Annotated in this window: 23 protein-coding genes and 1 pseudogene; 13 read left to right on the forward strand and 11 right to left on the reverse strand. The window is 56.2% G+C overall.

The annotated features are described in order from the left end of the window. Nucleotides 1–254 precede the first annotated feature (254 nt). Nucleotides 255–1100 carry a BtpA/SgcQ family protein gene (locus GC087_RS20045; protein ID WP_262959786.1) on the reverse strand — a complete coding sequence of 282 codons (846 nt, stop codon included), beginning with the start codon at nucleotides 1098–1100 and terminating at the stop codon, nucleotides 255–257. A 29-nt stretch (nucleotides 1101–1129) separates the two neighbouring features. Here GC087_RS20045 and GC087_RS20050 point away from each other — a divergent pair, with 29 nt between their 5' ends. Continuing rightward, entirely contained in the window at nucleotides 1130–2011 is an 882-nt protein-coding gene (locus tag GC087_RS20050) for a PfkB family carbohydrate kinase (protein ID WP_262959785.1), read from the forward strand. Here GC087_RS20050 and GC087_RS20055 read toward each other — a convergent pair. Beyond that, nucleotides 2004–2954 carry an ABC transporter substrate-binding protein gene (locus GC087_RS20055; RefSeq protein WP_039339103.1) on the reverse strand — a complete coding sequence of 317 codons (951 nt, stop codon included), beginning with the start codon at nucleotides 2952–2954 and terminating at the stop codon, nucleotides 2004–2006. The genes GC087_RS20050 and GC087_RS20055 overlap by 8 nt on opposite strands. 324 nt (nucleotides 2955–3278) lie before the next feature. Between GC087_RS20055 and GC087_RS20060 the strand changes: the two genes are divergently transcribed. From GC087_RS20060 to GC087_RS20090, 7 genes are all read left to right on the forward strand, one after another. Next, entirely contained in the window at nucleotides 3279–4301 is a 1023-nt protein-coding gene (locus tag GC087_RS20060; RefSeq protein ID WP_033739239.1) for a LacI family DNA-binding transcriptional regulator, read from the forward strand. Between the two features lie 376 nt (nucleotides 4302–4677). After that, nucleotides 4678–5424: an ATP-binding cassette domain-containing protein gene (locus GC087_RS20065; protein ID WP_161784123.1), complete on the forward strand. Its 747-nt coding sequence runs from the start codon at nucleotides 4678–4680 to the stop codon at nucleotides 5422–5424. 22 nt (nucleotides 5425–5446) lie between these two features. Continuing rightward, nucleotides 5447–6448, forward strand: coding sequence for an ABC transporter permease (locus GC087_RS20070; RefSeq protein ID WP_161784121.1), 1002 nt, complete (start codon nucleotides 5447–5449; stop codon nucleotides 6446–6448). A gap of 3 nt (nucleotides 6449–6451) precedes the next feature. Then, a complete protein-coding gene (locus GC087_RS20075) occupies nucleotides 6452–7531 on the forward strand; it encodes a phosphotriesterase family protein (RefSeq protein WP_033739235.1) in 1080 nt (359 codons plus the stop codon). A 12-nt stretch (nucleotides 7532–7543) separates the two neighbouring features. Then, nucleotides 7544–8299 carry a glutamine amidotransferase gene (locus GC087_RS20080; RefSeq protein WP_033739233.1) on the forward strand — a complete coding sequence of 252 codons (756 nt, stop codon included), beginning with the start codon at nucleotides 7544–7546 and terminating at the stop codon, nucleotides 8297–8299. After that, nucleotides 8299–9408 carry a M20 family metallopeptidase gene (locus tag GC087_RS20085; protein ID WP_262959878.1) on the forward strand — a complete coding sequence of 370 codons (1110 nt, stop codon included), beginning with the start codon at nucleotides 8299–8301 and terminating at the stop codon, nucleotides 9406–9408. Before GC087_RS20080 ends, GC087_RS20085 begins: the two co-directional genes overlap by 1 nt. Nucleotides 9409–9601: 193 nt before the next feature. Next, nucleotides 9602–9853, forward strand: coding sequence for an SH3 domain-containing protein (locus GC087_RS20090; protein WP_262959877.1), 252 nt, complete (start codon nucleotides 9602–9604; stop codon nucleotides 9851–9853). 33 nt (nucleotides 9854–9886) lie between these two features. Here the strand turns inward: GC087_RS20090 and GC087_RS20095 are convergent, their stop codons facing one another. The 7 genes and pseudogenes from GC087_RS20095 to lptF all read right to left on the reverse strand — a co-directional run bounded on the left by GC087_RS20095 (nucleotide 9887) and on the right by lptF (nucleotide 14926). Continuing rightward, the gene (locus GC087_RS20095) at nucleotides 9887–10114 is read right to left on the reverse strand and encodes an Imm74 family immunity protein (RefSeq protein WP_185200014.1); all 228 of its coding nucleotides are present in this window, start codon (nucleotides 10112–10114) and stop codon (nucleotides 9887–9889) included. A 1-nt stretch (nucleotide 10115) separates the two neighbouring features. Next, complete coding sequence (locus GC087_RS20100) at nucleotides 10116–11276, reverse strand: PAAR domain-containing protein (protein WP_262959784.1); 1161 nt, start codon at nucleotides 11274–11276, stop codon at nucleotides 10116–10118. Beyond that, nucleotides 11273–11773: a hypothetical protein gene (locus tag GC087_RS20105; RefSeq protein ID WP_324029183.1), complete on the reverse strand. Its 501-nt coding sequence runs from the start codon at nucleotides 11771–11773 to the stop codon at nucleotides 11273–11275. The genes GC087_RS20100 and GC087_RS20105 overlap by 4 nt, the downstream gene beginning before the upstream one ends. Nucleotides 11774–11872: 99 nt before the next feature. Then, nucleotides 11873–12079 (reverse strand): DcrB-related protein, encoded by a 207-nt coding sequence (locus GC087_RS20110; RefSeq protein ID WP_324029185.1) that lies wholly within the window; start codon nucleotides 12077–12079, stop codon nucleotides 11873–11875. Nucleotides 12080–12437: 358 nt separating this feature from the next. After that, nucleotides 12438–12650 (reverse strand): annotated as a pseudogene (locus GC087_RS20115) (IS3 family transposase); the annotation flags it as partial. Between the two features lie 99 nt (nucleotides 12651–12749). Continuing rightward, nucleotides 12750–13826 (reverse strand): LPS export ABC transporter permease LptG, encoded by a 1077-nt coding sequence (gene lptG, locus GC087_RS20120; protein ID WP_033739231.1) that lies wholly within the window; start codon nucleotides 13824–13826, stop codon nucleotides 12750–12752. Next, entirely contained in the window at nucleotides 13826–14926 is a 1101-nt protein-coding gene (gene lptF, locus GC087_RS20125) for an LPS export ABC transporter permease LptF (RefSeq protein WP_033739230.1), read from the reverse strand. The genes lptG and lptF overlap by 1 nt, the downstream gene beginning before the upstream one ends. Before the next feature lie 268 nt (nucleotides 14927–15194). On the opposite strand from lptF, the gene pepA reads away from it, so the two are divergent. The 4 genes from pepA (at nucleotide 15195) to GC087_RS20145 (ending at nucleotide 20674) form a co-directional block, all read left to right on the forward strand. Beyond that, nucleotides 15195–16706, forward strand: a complete 1512-nt coding sequence (gene pepA / locus GC087_RS20130; protein ID WP_033739229.1) for a leucyl aminopeptidase — start codon at nucleotides 15195–15197, stop codon at nucleotides 16704–16706. 69 nt (nucleotides 16707–16775) lie between these two features. Continuing rightward, nucleotides 16776–17234 carry a DNA polymerase III subunit chi gene (locus GC087_RS20135; RefSeq protein WP_033739228.1) on the forward strand — a complete coding sequence of 153 codons (459 nt, stop codon included), beginning with the start codon at nucleotides 16776–16778 and terminating at the stop codon, nucleotides 17232–17234. A gap of 5 nt (nucleotides 17235–17239) precedes the next feature. Beyond that, nucleotides 17240–20095: a valine--tRNA ligase gene (locus tag GC087_RS20140; RefSeq protein ID WP_205952547.1), complete on the forward strand. Its 2856-nt coding sequence runs from the start codon at nucleotides 17240–17242 to the stop codon at nucleotides 20093–20095. 81 nt (nucleotides 20096–20176) lie between these two features. After that, nucleotides 20177–20674: a GNAT family N-acetyltransferase gene (locus tag GC087_RS20145; RefSeq protein WP_050504827.1), complete on the forward strand. Its 498-nt coding sequence runs from the start codon at nucleotides 20177–20179 to the stop codon at nucleotides 20672–20674. 5 nt (nucleotides 20675–20679) lie between these two features. On the opposite strand, the gene miaE is transcribed toward GC087_RS20145, so the two are convergent. Together miaE and rraB are read right to left on the reverse strand one after the other, a co-directional pair. Continuing rightward, complete coding sequence (gene miaE, locus GC087_RS20150; protein ID WP_033739224.1) at nucleotides 20680–21441, reverse strand: tRNA isopentenyl-2-thiomethyl-A-37 hydroxylase MiaE; 762 nt, start codon at nucleotides 21439–21441, stop codon at nucleotides 20680–20682. Nucleotides 21442–21498: 57 nt separating this feature from the next. After that, nucleotides 21499–21921 carry a ribonuclease E inhibitor RraB gene (gene rraB / locus GC087_RS20155; protein ID WP_006121795.1) on the reverse strand — a complete coding sequence of 141 codons (423 nt, stop codon included), beginning with the start codon at nucleotides 21919–21921 and terminating at the stop codon, nucleotides 21499–21501. A gap of 163 nt (nucleotides 21922–22084) precedes the next feature. Here rraB and argF point away from each other — a divergent pair, with 163 nt between their 5' ends. Then, nucleotides 22085–23092, forward strand: coding sequence for an ornithine carbamoyltransferase (gene argF, locus GC087_RS20160; RefSeq protein WP_006121794.1), 1008 nt, complete (start codon nucleotides 22085–22087; stop codon nucleotides 23090–23092). Nucleotides 23093–23233 lie beyond the last annotated feature (141 nt).

Genomic DNA, 23233 nt, shown 5'->3' on the forward strand with positions numbered 1-23233 from the left:
TCAACCTGGAAAAGCATAATAAAAACACTGTATAAATAAACAGAAAAATACAATGATTGCGAGCGAAGCCTCAAACCAATCCAGTCAGAGCGTACAATAAAGCATCACCTGCTTGCACCATGCCGGATTAATTCGTATAGTTCAAAACGTTGATAATGCATGATGTGCACCGCACGCAATCGTGCTGACGTAAACAAAAAACCTCGCCTCACCCGCGGGGTTTTTTGTTGTCTGCGCCAGAGAATAAACGGCGGTTATGCCTGATCCAGCGCCGACTGCGCCACGGCCATAAACTGTTTTACCCTGTCCCGGTCCACATCGTTCCACCAGACGCCGTCCACCTTGAGCGCGCTGGCCACAATCACGCCCTGGGTGCGTCCCAGAATCTGGCAGACATTGGCGGGCGTGACGCCCGAACCCACCAGCAGCGGTAAGGCGGTGGCGGCGCGGATCTCGTCGATTTCGTCCAGCGTGGCGCTGTCGCCGGTACGCTGTCCGGTGGCGATAACCGCATCGGCTTCAAAGAAATCAACGTCGCGGGTCAGTTCCTGAATGGAGCGGTCGGCGACTATCGCATGGCTGCCGTGTTTAACGTGGCTGTCGGCAAACACCCGAATATGTTCGGCACGTAGCTGGCTGCGGTAGCGCAGCGCTTTGGCGGCGGCCCCTTCAATAAAGCCTTCGTTGGCGATGTAGGCATTCGCCCACTGGTTGACGCGGATAAAATCCGCCCCGCCCGCCAGCGCGGTGGCAAAGGCAGGCAGCGCGGCATTCGCCAGCACGTTAATACCCAGCGGTACGCCAAAACGTTCGCGCACTTTTTCCGTAATTACCGCCATTAATGCCGGGGTTTCCGGGCCAATATCCTCGGGTTTTGAAAAGGGAATATCGCCATGGTTTTCCACGATCAGGCCGTGAATACCGCCGAGAATATAGTTTTCGGCATCGCGTAAGGCGCGCTCAATGATCGCGCTGACGGATTTGCCGCGATATTTTGGCGATCCCGGAAACGGGTCACAGTGAATCACGCCAATAACGGCTTTGGGGCGGGAAAATATCGCTTGTATTGCGTCATTTTTTTCTGCTGATATAGCAACCATCGCGTCTTTATCCTGTTCAGGAAAACACTATGCGTGTTTATGTGGCTGGTAATATTACTGTCGATGAAACCTGGTCTGTCACGGATATTCCGGCTAAGGGCGCCTCTGTGCATGGTTATCACCGTTCGCAGGATATCGGCGGTAAAGGTGCGAATCAGGCGATCGTATTATCCCGCTGCGGCATCGAGACGGTTTTACTTGCCGCGACCGGTCATGACAGCAAAGGAAACTGGATCCGTCAGCAGCTTATACACGAGCCGGTGACGTTACTGCCTGCACAGCCTGTTGCGGCCCTGAGTGATACCTCACTTATTTTAAACAGCGCCGACGGCGATAACGCCATTATTACCAGTACAGCGGCGGCTGAGGCGCTGGATATCACGACGCTCAGTCACCATCTTGCCGGCGCGCGTCCGGGCGATCTGCTGGTCCAGCAGGGTAATTTCTCGCCCGGGAAAACCCACGCGCTGTTCAGCCTGGCGAAATCCCTTGGTCTGATCACCGTCTTTAACCCTTCGCCGGTGCACGCCGGTTTTCGCGCCTGCTGGCCGCAGGTAGATATTGCGGTAGTGAATCAGCATGAAGCCCAACAGTTCGCGCCCGGTGCCGTTAAAACGTTAGTGGTTACTCACGGCAGCGCCGGGGCCTGGCTGATTCAGGGCGAGCAGCGGACGTTTTGCCCGGCGAAGCCCGCTCATCCCGTGGATACCACCGGTGCAGGCGATACCTTTCTTGCCGTGATGCTGGCATCCGCACTCCTCCGTGGGGGCGAGATTGATAAGTTAGCACTTACACACGCCAGCAAGGCTGCTGCGCTGACCGTCAGTAGGCATGGCACACGTCAGGCCTTTCCCACCGCAGAGGAACTCGCCGCGCTGCTCCAGGCAGGCGGCGAGTCAGCGGTTATTTAAACATCGCGCGATAGCTGTCCACGTTGGCTTTGGTCACCACCGTGGCCGGCACCAGAATGGTTTTCGACACGGTTTTGCCTGCGGTAATCGCGTTCAGAGCCTTCACCGCCTCTTCACCCATCTTTTTCGGGTCCTGTTGCAGGACAGCCGTGACATACCCGCCATCAATGCCGCTGATAGCTTTGGAGGTCAGATCCCAGCCAAAGACTTTGATGTCTTTCTGGCGGCCCTGGTTTTCTACCGCCGCAATCGCGCCCAGCAGGGCCGGTTCGCCGGTCGCGTAGATGGCGGTTAAATCCGGGTTGCCGGTGATCAGGTTTTCTGCCGCCGTCATCGCCGTATCCTGCACGTTCTGGCCATCAACCACATCCGCGACGGTGATGCCTGGATGACTTTTAATGGTTTCTTCAAACCCTTTTTGACGCTGGTTCTGCACGGCTGAATTCAGCGCGCCCACAATGCCCAGTCGCGCTTTGCCGCCCATATTTTTCGCCACGTAGTCGACAAAATATTTACCAATAATTTTGCCGCCTTCCAGGTTATCCACGCCCACCTGTGCCGCCTGTGGGCCCGCCGGTAATACCGCATCAATCGCAATGACCGGTATTTTGGCGGCGGCCGCTTCTTTAATGGCCGGCATAATGCCGTTGACGTCAATCGCGTCCACCATAATGCCCTTCACGCCCTGCTGAATATAATTTTCGATCGCGTCGTTTTGCGATACGGGATTATCGTTGGCGTTAAAGATCACTAAATTTTTACCGCTGGCTTTCGCGGCTTCCTGTGCGCCCTGATTCATCTGATTAAAAAACAGGGCCTGCTGATTAATCTGAACCAGCGCATACGTCGTGGCGGCGTGCGCCAGTGAAAATAACGAACCCGCAGACAGTAAGCCGGTAGCCAGCGCAACCGCGCGCAGTTTTCTGGTGTTAAATGCCATCATCATAAAATTCCTCGTCGGGAATGTGCGATAACCAGTCGATCTCCGCATCGTAATGCAGAGGGATTATTGTTGGCGGGCAAATATCGTCTGAATGGCTGATTCAGCCAGGACCTGAATAACCGACTTTCTGTTCGCCGTCCATTATGGTGAACTTGTGAAAGGGATTAATCGGGTTTGGGAGTGACTCCCGGGTCATGCGGTAAACTGTCTCTACCATTCGCTTCCGGCAAAATTTTGTCAAGCGATTATTTTATCGTCAGCGGTCAGGGAAAATACTGTATTCGCTGCGCGTAACTGTGTTACTGATAGCCGATTGCGGGCAAGATGGCAGATGATATGAGTAAAAAACGGGTGTTGTTATCCGACGTCGCAGCGCTGGCCGGGCTGTCAAAAGCGACCGTATCCCGCTATATGAATCAAAGCATTATGCTGCCGCAGGAAACCATCGACCGGATTGAAGCGGCGATTCGTCAACTGGATTATCGCGGCAACAGCCTGGCACGCCGTCTGAGCAAGGGCGGCAGCGAAACCTTAGGGCTGGTCTTGCCCGATATTACCAACCCCTTCTTTGCCGAACTGGCCGATGCCGCCGAAGAAGCCGCCTCGGCCCACGGCTACAGCCTGGTACTGTGCCTCACCCGCAACCATCCTGACAAAGAGAGCCAGTTTATTCGCTGGCTGGATACCTGCCAGGTGGATGGCCTGCTGTTTACCACTAATCATCCTGATAACGGCCTGTTACGCAAAGAAATTAACCGCCACCAGCGCATCGTACTGCTGGATGAAGACATTCCCGGCAGCATGGTGCCCAAGGTCTTTGCCGATAACGTACAGGGCGGCCGGATTGCCACCGAAAACCTGATCGCCGCCGGTCACCGCCATATCGCCTTTGTCGGCGGGCCGGATGAGCTGATGAGTGTGCGCGAACGCTATCAGGGCTTTTGCACCGCGATGACGCAGGCGGGCCTGCACGTGCCGCCCGAATGGGTGATGTACGGCGAATACCAGCGTGAATTCGGTGAGCAGGCGCTGGAAAGGCTGTTCAGCCGCGATGAGCGCCCTACCGCTGTCTTTGCCGCCAGTGATTATCTGGTGCTGGGACTGCTGGATGGCCTGCGCGCACGCGGACTCACAGCCCCTGAGGCGCTGTCGCTGGTGGGCTTTGATGACGCGACCTATGCCGACTTTACCCAACCGCGCATTTCTACCATCCGCCAGCCCGCGCGGGAACTGGGCCGCACGGCGGTTCACATCATGTTGCGCATTCTGAATGATGACCTCGCCGTGCCCGCCGAAACCCGCCTGCCGGTGGAATGGGTGGCGCGCGATTCAATACAAATGTGTTAACAACGTCCCAAAATGGCGCAAAAGCGCACAATTTTAGCGCAAATAACGCGCTTTTTAATTTCACAGCGTTATAGTGAGTAAACCGGTTTACCTGAAATTAACATTTAAATGTTTTGCATTACAAAAGGTTAGACCGTGAATGTCGCGCCTGTTCCCAGGCTGGCACGGAAGCTGCAATGTCGTACCCGGCAAACAAATATCGTTGTAGCGCGTTGTTCTGTATGTAATGACAAAGGGTTTATCTTGCAGGTAAACCGGTTTACAAGGGCGTAAACCGTGCCGGATAACCTCTTTTTACCCGCAGAACAACTTTCCCGTTAGCGGTGATGGGAGTGATCACATGCAGCAAATACAACCTGCCCCGGCACGGGTAGAAATGGTAAATATTACCAAGACTTACGGCGCGATACGGTCCCTGCGCGGCGTCAATCTGCAACTGGCCCCGGGCGAAGTGCTGGGCCTGGTGGGCGATAACGGCGCGGGTAAATCCACGCTGACCAAAGTGCTGTCTGGCGCAGTCGTGCCCACCAGCGGCACGATTCGTATCGATGGTGAAGACCAGCATTTCAGTAACCCGGCGGATTCCCGCCGCTGCCATATCGAGATGGTGTATCAGGACCTGTCGCTGTGCGACACCGTCGATGTGGCGGGCAACCTGTTTATGGGACGTGAGCCGATGAAGTCGATTCTCGGCATTCCGTTTCTGGACGAAGAAAAAATGCACGCTGACGCGCGGGAAATGCTGAAAGGCCTGGGCATTTCAATCCCCGACACGCGCTTACTGGTGCGAAATCTCTCCGGCGGTCAGCGCCAGGCGATTGCCATTGCGCGCGCCGCCGCCTTCGATCCCAAAGTGCTGATTATGGATGAACCCACCGCCGCGCTGGCCGTCGCCGAAGTCGAGGCGGTGCTGGAGTTGATCCGTCGGGTCTCGGCGCGTGGCGTGAGCGTCATCCTGATCACCCATCGCTTACAGGATCTGTTCCTGGTGTGCGATCGCATCATGGTGATGTACGAGGGCACCAACGTAGCGGAACGTCGCGTGGCCGACACGGATCTGACCGAGATCGTTAATTTGATCGTGGGTGAGAAGTTTGTCGCCCGCTCGGCCGCCGCGCACTGAGCGAGGTAACAGGATGACTATTATGAATCTGAGCAGTTCCCGTATGGCGCAACACTCGTTGCCGCGCCGCCTGCTGCACAACCACTCTGGCGTGGTGAGCATCGCGCTGTTTTTTGTGTTCTGCTGCGTGGTGTTCTCCCTGATCACCGGCAACTTTCTCAGCAGTGCTAACTGGCTGAATATCATTCGCCAGAGCGCGCCGCTGCTGATCGTCGCCACGGCGATGACGCTGGTGATCACCACGGGCGGCATCGATCTTTCCGTAGGATCGACGCTGGCGCTGGTCGGCGCGTTGTCGGCTATCGCGCTGAATAACTGGGGCCTGCCCTGGCCGGTGGTATTGCTGGGTGGCCTGCTGCTGGGCGCGCTGGTAGGAGCCATCAACGGCTTCTTTATCGCCTATGAAGGCATTCCGGCCTTTATCGTCACGCTGGCGACGCTGGCGGTAGTGCGCGGCGTGGCGCTGCTGATTACGCAGGGCTATTCCATTCCCATCCCTGCCGACAGCCCGTTCGCTTTTATGGGCCGCGCCTGGGTACTGGGCGTGCCGATGCCCGCGCTGATCGGCATCGTAGTGCTGATCGTCGGCCATATCGTGCTGAATCATATGCGCTTTGGTCGCTATGTCACGGCGATCGGCGCGAATGCGGAAGGCGCGCGCCGGAGCGGGATTAACACCAAAGCCGTGACCATGAAGGTTTACATCATCAGCGGCATGGCGGCGGCGCTGGCGGGCATGATCATCACCGCGCGTCTGGGCAGCGGCTCCTCCAACCAGGGCGAAGGCTTCGAGTTACAGGTTATCGCTGCGGTGGTGCTGGGCAGTACCAGCCTGTTCGGTGGTTTCGGTACCGTTATCGGCACGCTGCTCGGCGCGCTGTCGATTGCCATCATCCAGAACGGCCTGATTTTGTCGCACATCTCCCCGTTTTATACGCAGATCGCCACCGGTACGATTATTTTGCTGGCCATCTGGCTGAACACCCGCATTCTCAACCCGACGCGATCGGCGGCGAAAGGATAGCTGATGAAACATTCTATTTTTCGCCATCCCGATCCGCTGCCGCTGGGCATCAACAGCGGCTATGTGATGACCGTACTCGGTCCGCTGCCGGTGAGTGAAATGGGCGTGACGCTGATGCACGAACATATTCTGCTGGATGCCTCCGGCAAGTGGGTGCCGCCCTGCTGCTGTGGCGATCGTCACCTGGCGGAAATGCCGGTCAGCATCGAAAACCTGGGCGAGCTGTCGCTTAACCCGCTGATCAGCCGCGATAACTGTCAGCTGTTTGATGTGGATTTGGCGATTGAAGAGCTGATGAAGTTTCGGGCACTGGGCGGCGAGACGGTGGTGGATCCCACCAATATCGGCATTGGCCGTGACCCGAAAGCGCTGCAGCGCATCGCGCGCCTGACCGGGCTGAACATCATTATGAGCACCGGGCTGTATCTGGAGCCATCTCATCCGGACTGGGTCAAAACGATCAGCATCGAAGCGCTTGCTGACAAGCTGATTTACGACCTGGGCGGCCGGGAAGAGAAACCCGAGGTGCTGGCCGGTTTGATCGGCGAAATCGGCGTCTCCAGCCGCTTTACTCCTAACGAGGAGAAATCCCTGCGAGCGGCGGGCCGCGCCAGTGCCGCGACACGGGTGCCGGTTGAGGTGCATCTGCCCGGCTGGGAGCGATTAGGCCATCGGGTGCTGGATATTCTGGAAGAAGAAGGCGCTGACCTGCGTCACGTGGTGCTGTGCCATATGAATCCCAGCTTTGCCGATAAGCGCTACCAGCGCGACCTGGCGCAGCGCGGGGCCTTTCTGGAATACGACATGATCGGCATGAGCTATTACTATGCCGATGAGTCCGCGCAGTCACCATCCGATGAAGAGAATGCCCGCGCCATTCGCGAGCTGATCGATGACGGCTTTATCGAACAGATTTTGTTATCGCAGGACGTGTTCCTGAAAACCATGCTGACCCGCTACGGCGGTCACGGCTATGGCTACATCCTTAAACATTTTGTCCCGCGCCTGAAACGCCACGGCGTCAGCGGCGAACAACTTGAAACCTTACTGATTGCTAACCCACAGCGCGTTTTTGGTGGGTAAGGGAGAAGCGTAATGCAGAAGAAAATTTTACTGGTCGGGGAATCCTGGACAAGCACATCCGTTCACGTCAAAGGCTTCGATCAGTTTGCCACCGCCACCTGGCACAATGGCGCAACCGACTTTATGGCGGCGCTGGCCGACAGTGATTATGCCATTACCTACATGCCCGCCCATGCCGCCGCGACCGAGTTTCCGCTGACGCCTGCCGGGCTTCAGCAGTGGGATGCGATTATTCTGTCCGACATCGGTGCCAATACGTTGCTGCTGCACCCGGATACCTGGCTGAAGAGCCAGCGCACGGCAAACCGCCTGACGCTGATCCACGACTACGTGGCGGCGGGCGGCGCGCTGATGATGATTGGCGGCTACTTCAGTTTTCAGGGCATCAACGGCGGCGCGCGCTATCGCAACACGGCGGTCGAGAAGGTGCTGCCGGTGCGCTGCCTGGCCTGGGATGACCGCATCGAAACGCCCGAAGGGGCCTATCCCAGCGTGACCGAATCTCACGCGCTGTTTACCGATATGCCGGGCGACTGGCCATGGTTACTGGGCTATAACGAAGTGGAAATGCACCCGGAAGGTAAACTGCTGGCGACCATTGCCGGAACGTCACATCCGCTGCTGGCGGTGCGCGAATATCAACAGGGCCGCTCGCTGGTCTGGACCAGCGATATGTCTGCCCACTGGCTGCCGCAGGAATTTGCTCAGTGGCCGGGTTATCGCCAGCTGTGGATCAACTGCCTGGACTGGTTAACGGTGCGCGGCTGATGAGCGAGAGCCAGACACTGGCGCAGCAGCTGTTGCGCTTTGACACCATTAATCCGCCGGGCAACGAAGCAGCCTGCATGCACTTTCTGGCGGACTGGCTGGCGGAACGGGGCTTTGACGTCACCCTGTCCACCTTCGGCGAAAACCGCCTGAACCTGATGGCCAGCCTGCCTGGCCGGCAGCCCGGACCGCAGCTGGGATTTACCGGCCATCTGGATACGGTTCCGCTCGGCAATGCCGACTGGCAGCACGATCCGTTCGGTGAAATCGTCGGGGATAAACTGTATGGGCGCGGTTCGAGTGATATGAAGGCCGCCGTTGCGGCCTTTGCCGTCGCCTGCGTTACGCACCAGCAGGCGATTCGACAGGGTTCCGGCGTGGTGATGTTAATTACCGGCGGCGAAGAAACAGGCTGCGATGGTGCGCGGGCGCTGATCGACAGCGCTGACCTGCCCGAAGTGGGCGCGTTGATCGTCGGCGAGCCCACCGCCAACTATCCGGTTATCGGCCATAAAGGCGCACTCTGGCTGCGCTGTGAAACCCGGGGCAAAACGGCCCACGGCGCGATGCCGGAGCTGGGTATCAATGCCATTTATCTGGCGGCGGACGCGCTGGGCAAAATTCAGCATTTCTCACCCGGCGCGCCGCATCCGCTGATGAAGCAGCCGACCCTCAACGTCGGCCGCATCGTGGGCGGCCTGAACATTAACTCCGTGCCCGATCACACGCAGTTTGACGTGGATATCCGCAGCGCCCCCAATCTGCAGCACGCCACCATTCGTCAGCAGCTCACGACGTTACTGGGCGACAGCGTAACGGTGACCACGCTGGTGGATCTGCCCGCGGTGCTGAGCCAAGACAATCAGGCCTGGATTCAGTCGGTTTATCAGCACTGCCAGCCGTTACATGATGCACCGCTGACACCGCGCATTGTGCCCTACTTCACCGATGCGTCCTTGCTGCTGCCCGCGCTGGGCAATCCGCCCTGTATTATCCTCGGCCCCGGCGAGCCGTCGATGGCGCACCAGACCGATGAATACTGTCTGCTGAGCCGGTTAGCGGAAGCGGAGGTGCTGTATGGTGCGTTGATTCACGACTGGATGACGTGATGAAGAGATGATGCATGCGCGGAGCGGCGTCAGCCCCGCTTTCCTGAGGCTTAATCTTTTCCTGCACGGCGGGCTTTTTCACTTCAAACCTTTCCGCCTTTACGCTGCGCCGACACGGTCTGATATGGACGTAAAAGCCATCAGGGATTTCCCCTCTATAATGATTGCGGTGTTTCAGGCCAGAGAGAACATGATGAGACGGCGAGCATGCGTGATAAAGCGTTATGTGTCTGCATATCCTGATCCCCTTTTCGTGGAGGCAGGCGACGTTGCGGTGGTCAGCAACTGTGATCTGGCATGGCGAGGCTGGCTGTGGATAATTTTGCCCGGTGGAAAAGCAGGCTGGGCACCTCAGCAATACTTTTCGCTACGTAGTCCAAATCAGGTTATCTGTCGGCAAACCTACAGTGCGCAGGAACTGACGGTCAGTCCTGGTGTGAGGTGAAGGTAATGAGCAGGTTACCTACAGGGTACAGATTTAAACGAATTTCAGGATCATATGAGATCCTTGGGTTTTTTTGACTGCTTCATCAATATAATGCTGGCGAACGGCATCAGTCACAGGTTCACTTTCATAGGGGGGTTCAAACTGTTTCATGGTGCTTTTTTCAGCCACAAAACCACCCACGACCATTTCACCTTCTGCCCTGATTTTTTTGCCGTCGATATCAAGCATCACATACGAACTTGTGCCTGTAATTTTCATATCAGTTATCCCTTACAAAAATGACTTTTTCCGTCTGTGATACCGGATCGATTGTGGTGATTTTCGTGACATTATCATTGCCCATCAGGCGCGGTAACTCAACGTTTTCCCATATATTACCTTCACGCAGCGACTGCCCCACTACGGCTCTGACTTCTCCAGATACCTGTTTTGCATAAGACGCGGAGACATCCTCCCAAGCCTTGATGCTCTGCGGGTTATCGAAATCCCATTCAGGCATTTTAATATTTTTATCTTTGATTGTGGATTCGAGCGTGACACCGCCTCGGGACTTCGCGATGGCTTCTGCGACGTCAGGACCGCCGACACCTTCAGTGCGTCCTGACCAGAAAAAGGCACTGTCCGGATCAGTGGCCAGTTGGGGTTCTATTTCTTGGTTGATGAGGCTCTTAGGCGTGTTGCGCCACGCATTAAAGGCTGCGCCTCCTTTTGCACCGGCAAGGCCGCCTGCAAACGCACCGCCTAATGAAAGCCACTTCTGACCGTCAGAGCCTTCTCCCCATAATTTCCCGCCTATGTAAGCGCCGCCATAACCCCCACCAAGACCTCCCGCAAAACCCAGCAGGGCTATCGCCGGTCCTGCCAGAACGGTCGTAGCCGCAAGGCCTACGCCCAGCAGTACTCTGTCCACCCAGTCCGGAATTTCAGGGCTGATTACATCAGTCTGCTCTTTACTGCCACCAATAATGACGTTAGGAGATCCGCCGCTGATGACACCACTACAAGTCAGGCGGTCCCCCATCCTGGCAGCGGGCAGTCCGTTGATATAGACGCGTGAAGATCCTTCTGCCACCCGCTGTAGGGCCGGGCCGTGCTCGTCACAGTCACCTACAGACATATGCGACATCACCGCCGGTCTTCCGTTGATGAATACGTTTGATGAACCAGTAACCAGATGGCCGGTTTCGTGGTGGGGTGCCCATGACATACTGCCCAGAACTTCTCCCAGTCCGCCGCCGCCAGCTGCGCCTGCGACCGTCGCGGCCAGGACTACTGTTCCGACGCCCCCCGTGGCCAGCGTGAACGCCGCACCGGCAATGGCCCCGCCTATCAGACCGAGCACCAGCCAGCCTTTAGAGGCAGAGTGTTCTATGCCGTCCCCCACGCTTGCAGCGGAAAAAGCTTCAGCGGCACCACTCATTTTTCATTTATCCGCTGGCTAAGGTAAGCCTCAACGGCTTCACAGGTATCCAGGCCGTCAATGCCCCGGACACTTCTGGCCAGAAGCAAACTTGATATCAGTCCAGGTATCCTGGCATCTGTTATCTCCCACAGCGCAAAGCGGCCAGCATGCTCGCCATCAGGTATCGGAGACAGTATTAGCGGTTCGCCGGCAGCGTCAAAGAACAGATAGCTGCCGTTCCTGGCCCGACTAAGATCAATCGACGAGTAGAGGTCAGAAATTGAAGGGAACACATTCAGTTCGCGGCTGTCACGGTCAAAGCTGAAGAAGAGTTCCTGGCTGTCGGCGGGGATCTGGCTACCCCTTGCGGGAGAATCTGGTGCATCGTCCGGAAAGGTAATGCTGTCCGTGATGTTGTCATAGATCCGGCCATGGTAATCGTCAAACGTATCCGGGCAGGTGCCAATGAAACAGAGCAGCTTTTTTCCCGTACTATTTTCAGATGTCAGTACCACCCTCTGCTTCTGAAAGATGATTCTTTCGCCAGATTTGAAACTGTAAAACAGTTCCAGGGCCTGCCTGCCATTCAGTTCAGTGAGCCGGGCATGATTGAGTTAGAGATCCTGCAAAGTCGCCTGCAGTTCGGATGACAGTCTCTGGGATACTGACTGAAGCGTGTCTTCTGCAGCAGCAGTTGCACGTGAAATCACAAAGGTGAATTCATTGGCATTCGTATGGCTGAGGGTAAAGAGGTTCATGGTGCGATCGCGAAATACGTCAGGCACCGTAATGTTGCAGTCCTGCAAGGTATATTCAGGCATGTATAACGTCTCCAATCCATGAGGCCGGTCCAGAATATCAACGTTTATAAAAATGATCTCTATGTGATCCTTTCCAATATTTAATCGTCTACAGGACTTCCTGCTTTTATAACATCCGGATGATTAGCACTTTATGGTTGCGTGCTTAAAGGGGCTGGTTTGATGTTTATTGACCAGTGGATAAATTTGCCAATTTTATTAGTCGGTTACGAAGCAAGTCGATGAACATGATTCTCTGACTGTCCATCTGGCTTCAGTTCCTTTCGTATCGAACCCCTGTAATGCGTTCTGCTTGCTTATAACTGGCACAGGAGAAGCTGACGGAATTGTAGTGCCTCCTTTCCCGTGGACATTCGTTGTCCTCGGTTCGTTTGAGCTGCGTTTTCAGTCGGAGGATCTCCGTCCAGGCATCCATCTGATCCTGCACCTGGTGCCCGTTAGCATCAGGTTTTATGGAGCGGACCCACTTTTAGAGGCTGTGGCGAGAGCCCAGTAGTTCAGAAATGTCGGCGACGGAATAGCACCACAAGGTGATCTGGCGGACAGCTTCTTTAAACGCAGGGTAAATCATGTTGTGCCCATAGACTCCTCCTGTGCTCAACATATAGAGCAGATTTGTCTATGGGCTCGGGGTCACTCCCCGAAAGGCGGCCTTTTTGACGGCAGACGCTTAACGCCGTTTCACCAGCATAAACAGACTGATGGCAAAGAAGACGAAGCTTGGCAGTATCGCGCCGAAAATCGGCGGCAGGCCGTAGACCAGGCTGAGCGGGCCGAAAATCTGGTCCAGCACATAAAACAGAAAGCCGAAGCTGATGCCGGTCACCACGCGAACGCCCATTGAAACGCTGCGCAGGGGGCCGAAGATAAACGACAGCGCCATCAACATCATCACCGCAACCGACAGCGGCTGGAAGATCTTGCTCCACATGTTCAGGCGGTAACGACCGGATTCCTGGCCGCTCTGCTTCAGGTATTTACTGTAATCGTAAAGGCCGGTAATCGAGAGCGCATCCGGATCCAGCGCCACCACGCCCAGCTTGTCAGGCGTCAGATTTGTTTTCCATTCGCCGCCCAGGCTTTGTGAGCCGGTAATTTGTTTGGGATCGGTGAGGTTCGATTCATCCACCTGCGACAGCACCCACAGCTTTTTGTCTTTATCCCATTTGGCCGAGGCCGCGTAGCGAACATTCTCTAAGCGGCGCGCGTCGTTGAAGTTATAAATACTGACGCCATCGATCTCATCGTCGCCTTTAATGCGCTCAATGTAGATAAAGCTGTTGCCGTCTTTTGCCCACAGGCCGTTTTGTGTTGAAACCAGCGCACCGCCGTAGAGCTGCTGCGCGCGGAAATTACGCGCCATCTGCTCGCCCTGCGGGGCAACGAACTCGCCGATAGCCATGGTCAACAGGACCAGCGGAATCGCCGTTTTCATCACCGACAGCGCCACCTGCATGCGGGTAAAACCCGCCGCCTGCATCACGACCAGCTCACTGCGCTGCGCCAGCGTTCCCAGTCCCAGCAATGCGCCTAACAGGGCGGCCATCGGGAAGAAGATTTCGATATCTTTTGGTACGCTCAGCAAGGTGTAATAGCCCGCATCCAGCGCGCTGTATGCACCCTGGCCGGTCTTACGCAATTGATCGACGAACTTGATGATGCCGGACAGCGAGACCAGCATAAACAGCGTGAGCAGAATGGTATTAAAGATGGTTTTACCAATGTAGCGATCAAGAACGCGAAACATCAGATCGATCCTCCGCGTGAAAAGCGCGCGCGAATCCGGCGCGCAGGCACCGTATCCCACAGGTTGAGCACAATCGCTAACGCCAGGTAGCTCAGGTTAACCACCCACATCCAGATGGCCGGATCCAGGCGGCCTTTGGCTCCACTTGAACGCAAAGAACTCTGCAGCAGGAAGAAAATCAGGTACAGCAGCATGGCGGGCAGCATGGACAGTACGCGCCCCTGACGTGGATTGACCACGCTGAGTGGTACCACCATCAGGGCCATCACCAGCACAGAGAACACCAGCGTCAGACGCCAGTGAAACTCGGCCTTAAATTCCGGCGTGTTGTTGGCGTAGAGCGTGCTCAGGGGAGCCTGATCCACATCGTTAGGATCCAGCGTCGCCTGCTTATAGCCTATATAGGCCTGGTAGTTGGTGAAATCCGTAATGCGGAAATCACGTAACAACGCTGTGCCCTCAAAGCGAGTACCTTTGTCCAGGGTGACGATCTGCGAACCGTCTTTTTCCTGTTGCATATGGCCGCTGTCGGCCAGTACGACGGACGGGCGGGCATTGCCTTTTGGCCGTAGCTGCGCCAGAAAGACATGGCCGAAATGGTTGCCTTTTACGTCTTCCACGAACAGCACATTATTGCCGTCGCTGGAGGTCTGGAACTGCCCGGCCGCCATGGCCGCTGCGCCGGGGTTGGCCTTGGCGTTTTGCGTAACCTGATCCTGATAACGTGACGACCAGGGGCCGAGCCAGATGACGTTAATCGCGGCCACAATCGACGTGAACAGCATCAGAATCATCGCCGCTTTGACCAGCACCGCTTTGCTCAGCCCGCAGGCGTGCATCACGGTGATTTCACTTTCCGTATACAGCCTTCCCAGCGTCATTAAAATCGCCAGAAACAGGCTAAGGGGCAGAATAAGTTGCGCCATTTCAGGCACACCGAGTCCTAACAGCGTCAGAACAAGGTTTGTCGGCACTTCGCCATCCACCGCAGCCCCTAAAATCCTGACCAACTTCTGGCAGAAGAAGATCAACAACAGGATAAACAGGATAGCCAGCTGGCTTTTGAGCGTTTCCCGAACCAGATATCTAATAATGATCACGCTTAATACGCCTGTGAAAACTTGTCTTTTTGCAGGAAAATCGCTAATTTCAACGCTTATTAGCCATTTTTCTTCATAAATGGCCGAAGCCAGCGCTAAAAATGTATACGAATTGCATGTGGGTGGTGAAAAAACAACACGTTGTCACCCTGATTCATTACGACCGTCGACAGCATGCTAGCATGTTGCACCGATTAATAAATGAGTCATGAATGCGCTACATTCTAGCGGCAGCTACGGCTGTTGTCTTTAAGATTCAGGAGAGTGCATGGAGTTCAGTGTAAAAAGCGGTAGTCCGGAAAAACAGCGCAGTGCATGCATTGTAGTTGGTGTTTTCGAACCGCGCCGTCTGTCACCGATTGCCGAGCAGCTGGATAAAATCAGCGATGGCTATATCAGCGCCCTGCTGCGCCGCGGTGAGCTGGAAGGTAAAGTGGGTCAGACGCTGCTGCTGCATCATGTGCCGAATATCCTGTCAGAACGTATTTTGCTGATTGGCTGCGGCAAAGAGCGCGAGCTGGATGAGCGTCAGTACAAGCAGGTGATTCAGAAAACCATTAACACGCTGAATGACACCGGCTCGATGGAAGCCGTGTGCTTCCTGACCGAACTGCACGTCAAAGGGCGCAACACCTACTGGAAAGTGCGTCAGGCTGTCGAAACCTCTAAAGAGGCGCTGTATAACTTCGACCAGTTGAAGAGCAACAAAGCCGAACCGCGCCGTCCTTTGCGCAAGCTGGTGTTTAACGTGCCGACCCGCCGTGAGTTAACCAGCGGAGAACGGGCGATTCAGCACGGCCTGGCCGTTGCGGCGGGCGTGAAAGCGGCCAAAGATCTGGGCAACATGCCGCCAAATATCTGTAATCCGGCTTACCTGGCTTCTCAGGCGCGTCAGTTGGCGGATGCCTACAGCAAACACATCTCAACCCGCGTGATTGGCGAGCAGCAGATGAAAGAGCTGGGCATGAACGCCTATCTTGCCGTCGGGGCCGGTTCGCACAATGAATCCCTGATGTCGGTGATTGAGTACAAAGGCAACCCGGATACCGATGCACGCCCCATCGTGCTGGTCGGTAAAGGGCTGACCTTCGACTCCGGCGGTATTTCTATTAAGCCTGCGGACAGCATGGATGAAATGAAGTACGACATGTGCGGTGCGGCATCCGTTTATGGCGTGATGCGCATGGTCGCCGAGCTGAACCTGCCGCTGAACGTCGTGGGCGTACTGGTCGGCTGTGAAAACATGCCGGACGGCAAATCCATGCGCCCGGGCGATGTGCTGACCACCATGTCTGGCCAGACCGTTGAAGTGCTGAATACCGATGCCGAAGGTCGCCTGGTGCTGTGCGATGCCCTGACCTACGTCGAGCGTTTTGATCCGGAAGTGGTCATCGACGTGGCGACGCTGACCGGCGCCTGCGTGATCGCGCTGGGCCATCACGTCAGCGGCCTGCTGTCGAACCACAACCCGCTGGCCCATGAGCTAATCAGCGCGTCAGAACAGTCGGGCGACCGCGCCTGGCGCCTGCCGATGGCCGATGAGTACCAGGAACAGCTGGAATCCAATTTTGCCGATATGGCCAACATCGGTGGCCGTCCGGGCGGCGCGATTACCGCCGCTTGCTTCCTGGCGCGTTTTGCGCGCAAATATAACTGGGCGCACCTGGACATCGCCGGCACCGCGTGGCGCTCCGGCAAGGCCAAAGGGGCCACCGGCCGTCCGGTGCCGATGCTGTCACAGTTCCTGCTGAACCGTGCAGGTCTGAACGGCGACGACTAAACGCCCGGGCAACCGAACCAACCGGGGTGGACGCCATGTCGCCCCGCTTTTCTTTTAGCAGGCAATTCGATGAAAAACGCAACCTTCTACGTGCTGGAAACCGATGCATCCCGCGACGGCTTAACCGCTGTGGAAGCGCTGGTATGCGATCTGGCGGAAACACGCTGGCGGGCCGGTAAGCGAGTGCTCATCGCCTGTGAAGATGAGCAGCAAGCCATTCGGCTGGATGAGGCGCTCTGGCAGCGCCCTGCCAATGCCTTTGTGCCACATAACCTGGCTGGCGAAGGCCCGCGCTACGGCGCACCGGTCGAGCTGGCCTGGCCGCAGCGTCGGGGCAATTCACCGCGCGACCTGCTGATCAGCCTGCTGCCGCAGTTTGCAGATTTTGCTACTGCTTTCCATGAAGTGATAGACTTCGTTCCTTATGAAGAATCGCTCAAACAGTTAGCGCGCGATCGCTATAAAGCCTATCGCAGCGTTGGCTTCCAATTGAATACGGCAACGCCACCACAGCCGCAAACGACATAGCAGAAATGGATAAGACATATAACCCGCAAGATATCGAGCAGCCGCTTTACGAGCACTGGGAAAAGCAGGGCTACTTCAAACCGAATGGCGACACCAGCCAGGAAAGCTTTTGCATCATGATCCCGCCGCCGAACGTCACCGGTAGCTTGCACATGGGTCACGCCTTCCAGCAAACCATCATGGATACCATGATTCGCTACCAGCGCATGCAGGGCAAAAATACCCTGTGGCAGGCCGGTACCGACCATGCGGGCATCGCCACGCAGATGGTGGTTGAGCGTAAGATCGCCGCAGAAGAAGGCAAAACCCGTCAGGATTACGGTCGTGATGCCTTTATCGACAAAATCTGGCAGTGGAAAGCCGAATCCGGCGGCACCATTACCCGCCAGATGCGCCGCCTGGGCAACTCTGTGGACTGGGAGCGTGAACGCTTCACCATGGATGAAGGCCTGTCCAATGCCGTAAAAGAAGTGTTTGTGCGCCTGTACAAAGAGAACCTGATTTACCGCGGCAAGCGTCTGGTGAACTGGGATCCGAAACTGCGCACCGCGATCTCTGACCTGGAAGTGGAAAACCGTGAGAGCAAAGGCTCCATGTGGCACATCCGCTATCCGCTGGCCAACGGCGCCAAAACCGCCGACGGGAAAGATTATCTGGTTGTCGCCACCACGCGTCCGGAAACGCTGCTGGGCGATACCGGCGTGGCCGTGAACCCGGACGATCCGCGTTATAAAGATCTGATCGGCAAGTTTGTCATGCTGCCGCTGGTTGATCGCCTGATCCCGATCGTGGGTGACGAGCACGCGGACATGGAAAAAGGCACCGGCTGCGTGAAAATCACCCCGGCGCACGACTTCAACGACTATGAAGTGGGCCGTCGTCATAAGCTGCCGATGATCAACATCCTGACCTTTGACGGGGATATCCGTGAAAGCGCGCAGGTTTACGATACCAACGGCGAAGCCAGCACCGTCTACAGTGACGCGATCCCGGCTGCGTTCCAGAAGATGGAACGTTTTGCGGCGCGTAAAGCCATCGTGGCCGCGGTGGACGAACTGGGCCTGCTGGAAGAGATCAAACCACACGATCTGACCGTTCCTTACGGCGACCGCGGCGGTGTTGTCATCGAGCCGATGCTGACCGACCAATGGTACGTCCGCACGGCACCGCTGGCAAAAGTGGCCGTTGAAGCCGTTGAGAACGGCGATATTCAGTTTGTACCAAAACAGTACGAGAACATGTACTTCTCCTGGATGCGTGACATTCAGGACTGGTGTATTTCCCGTCAGCTGTGGTGGGGTCACCGCATTCCGGCCTGGTACGATAACGACGGCAACGTATACGTTGGTCGCACCGAAGACGAAGTGCGTAGTGAAAACAACCTGGCCGCCGATGTGGCGCTGCGCCAGGACGACGACGTACTGGATACCTGGTTCTCCTCAGGTCTGTGGACGTTCTCAACGCTGGGCTGGCCGGAAAACACCGAGGCCTTGCGGACCTTCCACCCGACCAGCGTGCTGGTCAGTGGCTTTGACATTATCTTCTTCTGGATTGCCCGCATGATCATGCTGACCATGCACTTCATCAAAGATGAAAACGGCAAACCGCAGGTGCCGTTTAAAACCGTCTATATGACCGGTTTGATCCGCGACGAAGAAGGCCAGAAGATGTCCAAATCCAAGGGCAACGTGATTGACCCGCTGGATATGGTTGACGGCATTTCGCTGGAAGATCTGCTGGAAAAACGCACCGGTAACATGATGCAGCCGCAGCTGGCCGAGAAAATCCGTAAGCGCACCGAGAAACAGTTCCCGAACGGTATTGAGCCATCCGGTACCGATGCGCTGCGCTTTACGCTGGCCGCGCTGGCATCAACCGGTCGTGATATCAACTGGGACATGAAGCGCCTGGAAGGTTATCGCAACTTCTGTAATAAGCTGTGGAACGCCAGCCGCTTTGTGCTGATGAACACCGAAGATCAGGATTGTGGTCAGAACGGTGGCGAGATGACGCTGTCGCTGGCCGATCGCTGGATTCTGACCGAGTTCAACCATACGGTGAAAGCTTACCGTGAAGCCCTGGACAGCTATCGCTTCGATATCGCCGCCAACATTCTGTATGACTTCACCTGGAACCAGTTCTGTGACTGGTACCTGGAGCTGACCAAGCCGGTGATGAACAGCGGCAGCGAAGCAGAACTGCGCGGTACGCGCCATACGCTGGTTCATGTACTGGAAGCGCTGCTGCGCCTGGCGCACCCGATCATTCCGTTCATCACGGAAACCATCTGGCAGCGCGTGAAAGGCCTGAAAAATATCAGCGATGACACCATCATGCTGCAGCCGTTCCCGCAGTTTGATGCGGCGAAAGAAGATGCCGACGCCAAAGCCGACATTGAGTGGATGAAGCAGGCGATCATCGCGGTGCGTAACATCCGTGCGGAGATGAACATCGCGCCGAGCAAGCTGCTGGATGTGCTGCTGCGTGACTGCTCGCCGGCGGCCCAGCGCCGCGTTGAGGCCAACCGTAACTTCCTGTCACGCCTGGCGCGTCTGGAAAGCCTGACCATTCTGCCTGCGGGCGAGAAAGGGCCGGTTTCGGTGACCAAAATTGTCGAAGGCGCCGAGCTCCTGATCCCGATGGCGGATCTGGTGGATAAAGCCGCCGAGCTGGAACGTCTGGCGAAAGAGCTGGTGAAACTTGATGTTGAAATCGAGAAGATTCAGACCAAGCTGGCCAACGAAGGCTTTGTGTCCCGTGCCCCGGAAGCGGTCGTCGCCAAAGAGCGTGAACGCGTTGCCGACATGGAACAGTCCAAAGCAAAACTGATTGAACAGCAGGCGGTGATTGCGGCATTGTAATGCGTCGTAGTCCGATAGCTTGAACCTGAAGCCGGGCTTTGCCCGGCTTTTTTATTGCGCTGACTTTGTACCGGAATCCTGATGAGAACCACTGCCGATATTCAGCTGCGGCCCATTACTGCCGCCGACAATCTCCATATCGCCCGGGTCATCCGCGACGTCTCTGCGGAATTTGGCCTGACGGCGGATAAAGGCTACACCGTTGCCGATCCTAATCTGGACCAGTTGTTTGAGCTGTACAGCGCTGAACACAGCGCTTACTGGGTGGTGGAACATCAGGGGAAGGTGATGGGCGGCGGCGGCATTGCCCCGCTCGCCTGCAGCGCGCCGGATATTTGTGAACTGCAAAAGATGTATTTCCTGCCCGCTATCCGCGGCTTCGGCGTGGCGCGCGAACTGGCGCTGTTAGCCATGGATCATGCGCGCCAGCGGGGCTTTCGTCGTTGCTATCTGGAAACCACCGGCAGCCTGACGCGCGCCATTAAGCTTTATGAATCGCTGGGCTTTGCGCGTATCGACCATGCGCTGGGCTGCACCGGCCATGGCGACTGCGAGTTCAGGATGCTGAAAACGCTGTAACGCCGTCAAAAAGCCGGGACGCCGCTGTGAAAGCGCAGCTCCGTGTCCGGCTCACTAATCAGCCTGGCCTCCGCTTCACCAATCGCCCGTACGCGCGCCGTAATGTCTTTGGGTGATATCTGTGCCGCCAGCGCCAGGTAATCCTGGTAATGGCGGGCTTCAGAACGCAGCAGCGAGATATAAAACTTCTCGAGTTCACTGTCCAGGAAAGGCGCCAGGCTGGCAAACCGTTCGCAGGAGCGCGCTTCGATATAGGCACCGCAAATCAGCTTATCCACCAGCGTATCGGGTTCGTGCGTGGTCACTTCGCGCAGCAGCCCTTTGGCGTAACGACTTGAGGTGATTTTCTCGTACACCAGACCACGCGACTGCATAATTTCCCACACCTGATAAAAGTGATGCAGCTCTTCTTTAATCAGCAGCACCATTTTCTCTACCAGATCATCCGCCCACGGTAGCGCATTACGTACGATGATCGTTTTAGTCAGATTTTTATGGGCGTTGATAAAATCGCTGTCGCCGTCTTCGCGAAAGATAAAATTCTCGTAAGGCCGCAGCCACGCCAGAATCCGGTCTCCACTTGGCTTGTCGGCGACATATTTGCGAATCAGCCAGACGGCGGTCTGTGCGGCTTTCAGTTCACACACCAGGTGGTCGGTCAGGAGCAGCGTGAGATTTTCAGGTTTGCGCGCTTCATCAATCCAGGCCTGCGGCGTGCGGCAGTGTAAAAATTGCTGTATCGGTTCAAGTAAGGGTGCGTAATTCATGAATGTCAGACAGGGCCGGAAAACAGAAAAGGCGGAGCAGACTCCGCCCTCGTCAGATTAGTGGCGAATGCCGTTATCGTCTTCGTCGATGACATCGCCATCGTCTTCATCGTCATCCTGGGCATTCGGATCTTCAAAGTAGGTGCCCCAGCCGTCGTAGTCGACGTTATATTTTGCCACCAGATTCACCAGCTGCTCTACCTGCGCGTCGATCAGCTCCGCTTTCAACGCGCCTTCGCTGAGAATGTCCACGCACATGACGGTGGTGCCGTCTTCCAGCTCCAGCTCTTCCGGCTCGGTGACTTCATAGCCCAGCTTAAACGCGTCCACCGCCGCTTTTTCCAGCGAGTCAAAGTTATTACAGGAGAGATGGTGCTCAATGGTATAGAGCGCATCGGGATCGCTGCCATCCTCTAACAGTTCTTCGATGATCAGCCGCGTCTCTTCACGCTGCTCTTCCAACAATGCTTCAAATGCCATGGCGATATCCTCTCTGAGTTCGGCAATAAGTCATTATTTTCCCATACTGCCTGTCGCGCCACTACACAAAACAGAAAAGATTATTCTCGCCAGGGTTGAAAATGCATATTCATACGGTTAAATTGAATTTTAATTCATTACGAAACCCGTACCGGAGTGCTGTATGAGTCAGTTGTATCACCGTCATTTTCTCAGGCTGCTGGATTTTACCCCGGCCGAGATCGATTACCTGCTTGCCCTGTCTGCCGAATTAAAACACGCCAAAAAAACCGCCAGCGAAACCCAATACCTGAAAGGCAAAAACATCGCGCTCATCTTCGAAAAAGACTCGACCCGTACCCGATGCTCTTTCGAAGTTGCCGCCTACGATCAGGGAGCTAACGTCACGTATCTTGGCCCGAGCGGCAGCCAGATCGGCCATAAAGAGTCGATGAAAGACACCGCGCGCGTGCTGGGCCGCATGTACGACGGCATTCAGTATCGGGGTTACGGTCAGGCACTGGTGGAAACGCTGGCCGAGCACGCGGGCGTGCCGGTCTGGAACGGCCTGACCACCGAGTTTCACCCCACCCAGTTGCTGGCTGACCTGCTGACCATGCAGGAGCATCTGCCCGCTACACCGCTGAATAAGATGACGCTGGTATACGTTGGCGATGCCCGCAATAACATGGGCAACAGCATGCTGGAAGCCGCTGCGCTGGTCGGGCTGGATCTGCGCATGGTTGCGCCACAAAGCTGCTGGCCGGAAGCCGGGCTGGTCGCAGAATGCCGTCAGGTCGCCGAAAAGACCGGCGGTAAAATCACCCTGACGGCGGATATCGCCGAGGGCGTAAAAGGTGCCGATTTTATCTATACCGACGTCTGGGTTTCCATGGGCGAAGCCAAAGCGGTGTGGGAAGAACGGATTGCCCTGCTGCGCGACTATCAGGTGAACCGTGCGATGCTGGCGCTGACCGGCAACCCGGCGGTGAAATTCCTGCACTGCTTACCGGCTTTCCATGACGATCAGACCACGCTGGGCCGCCAGATGGCAGAACAGTATGGCCTTAAAGACGGCATGGAAGTCAGCAATGAGGTTTTTGAGTCGGCACACAGCATCGTGTTTGACCAGGCTGAAAACCGGATGCACACTATCAAAGCGGTAATGGTCGCCACGCTGGGACAGCGCTAATCAGACAGACGCAAACGGTTACCTGTCACGCGATTTTTCCTTGATGCCAACCCGCGATGGCGTATAATGCGCCACAATTTGCCGGAGGAAACATGCAACAGCATCGTGGACAATGTGACGCGCTATCTCGCCTGACCGCAG

The organism is Pantoea sp. JZ2 (genome assembly GCF_035191405.1).
GTDB lineage: Bacteria > Pseudomonadota > Gammaproteobacteria > Enterobacterales > Enterobacteriaceae > Pantoea > Pantoea stewartii.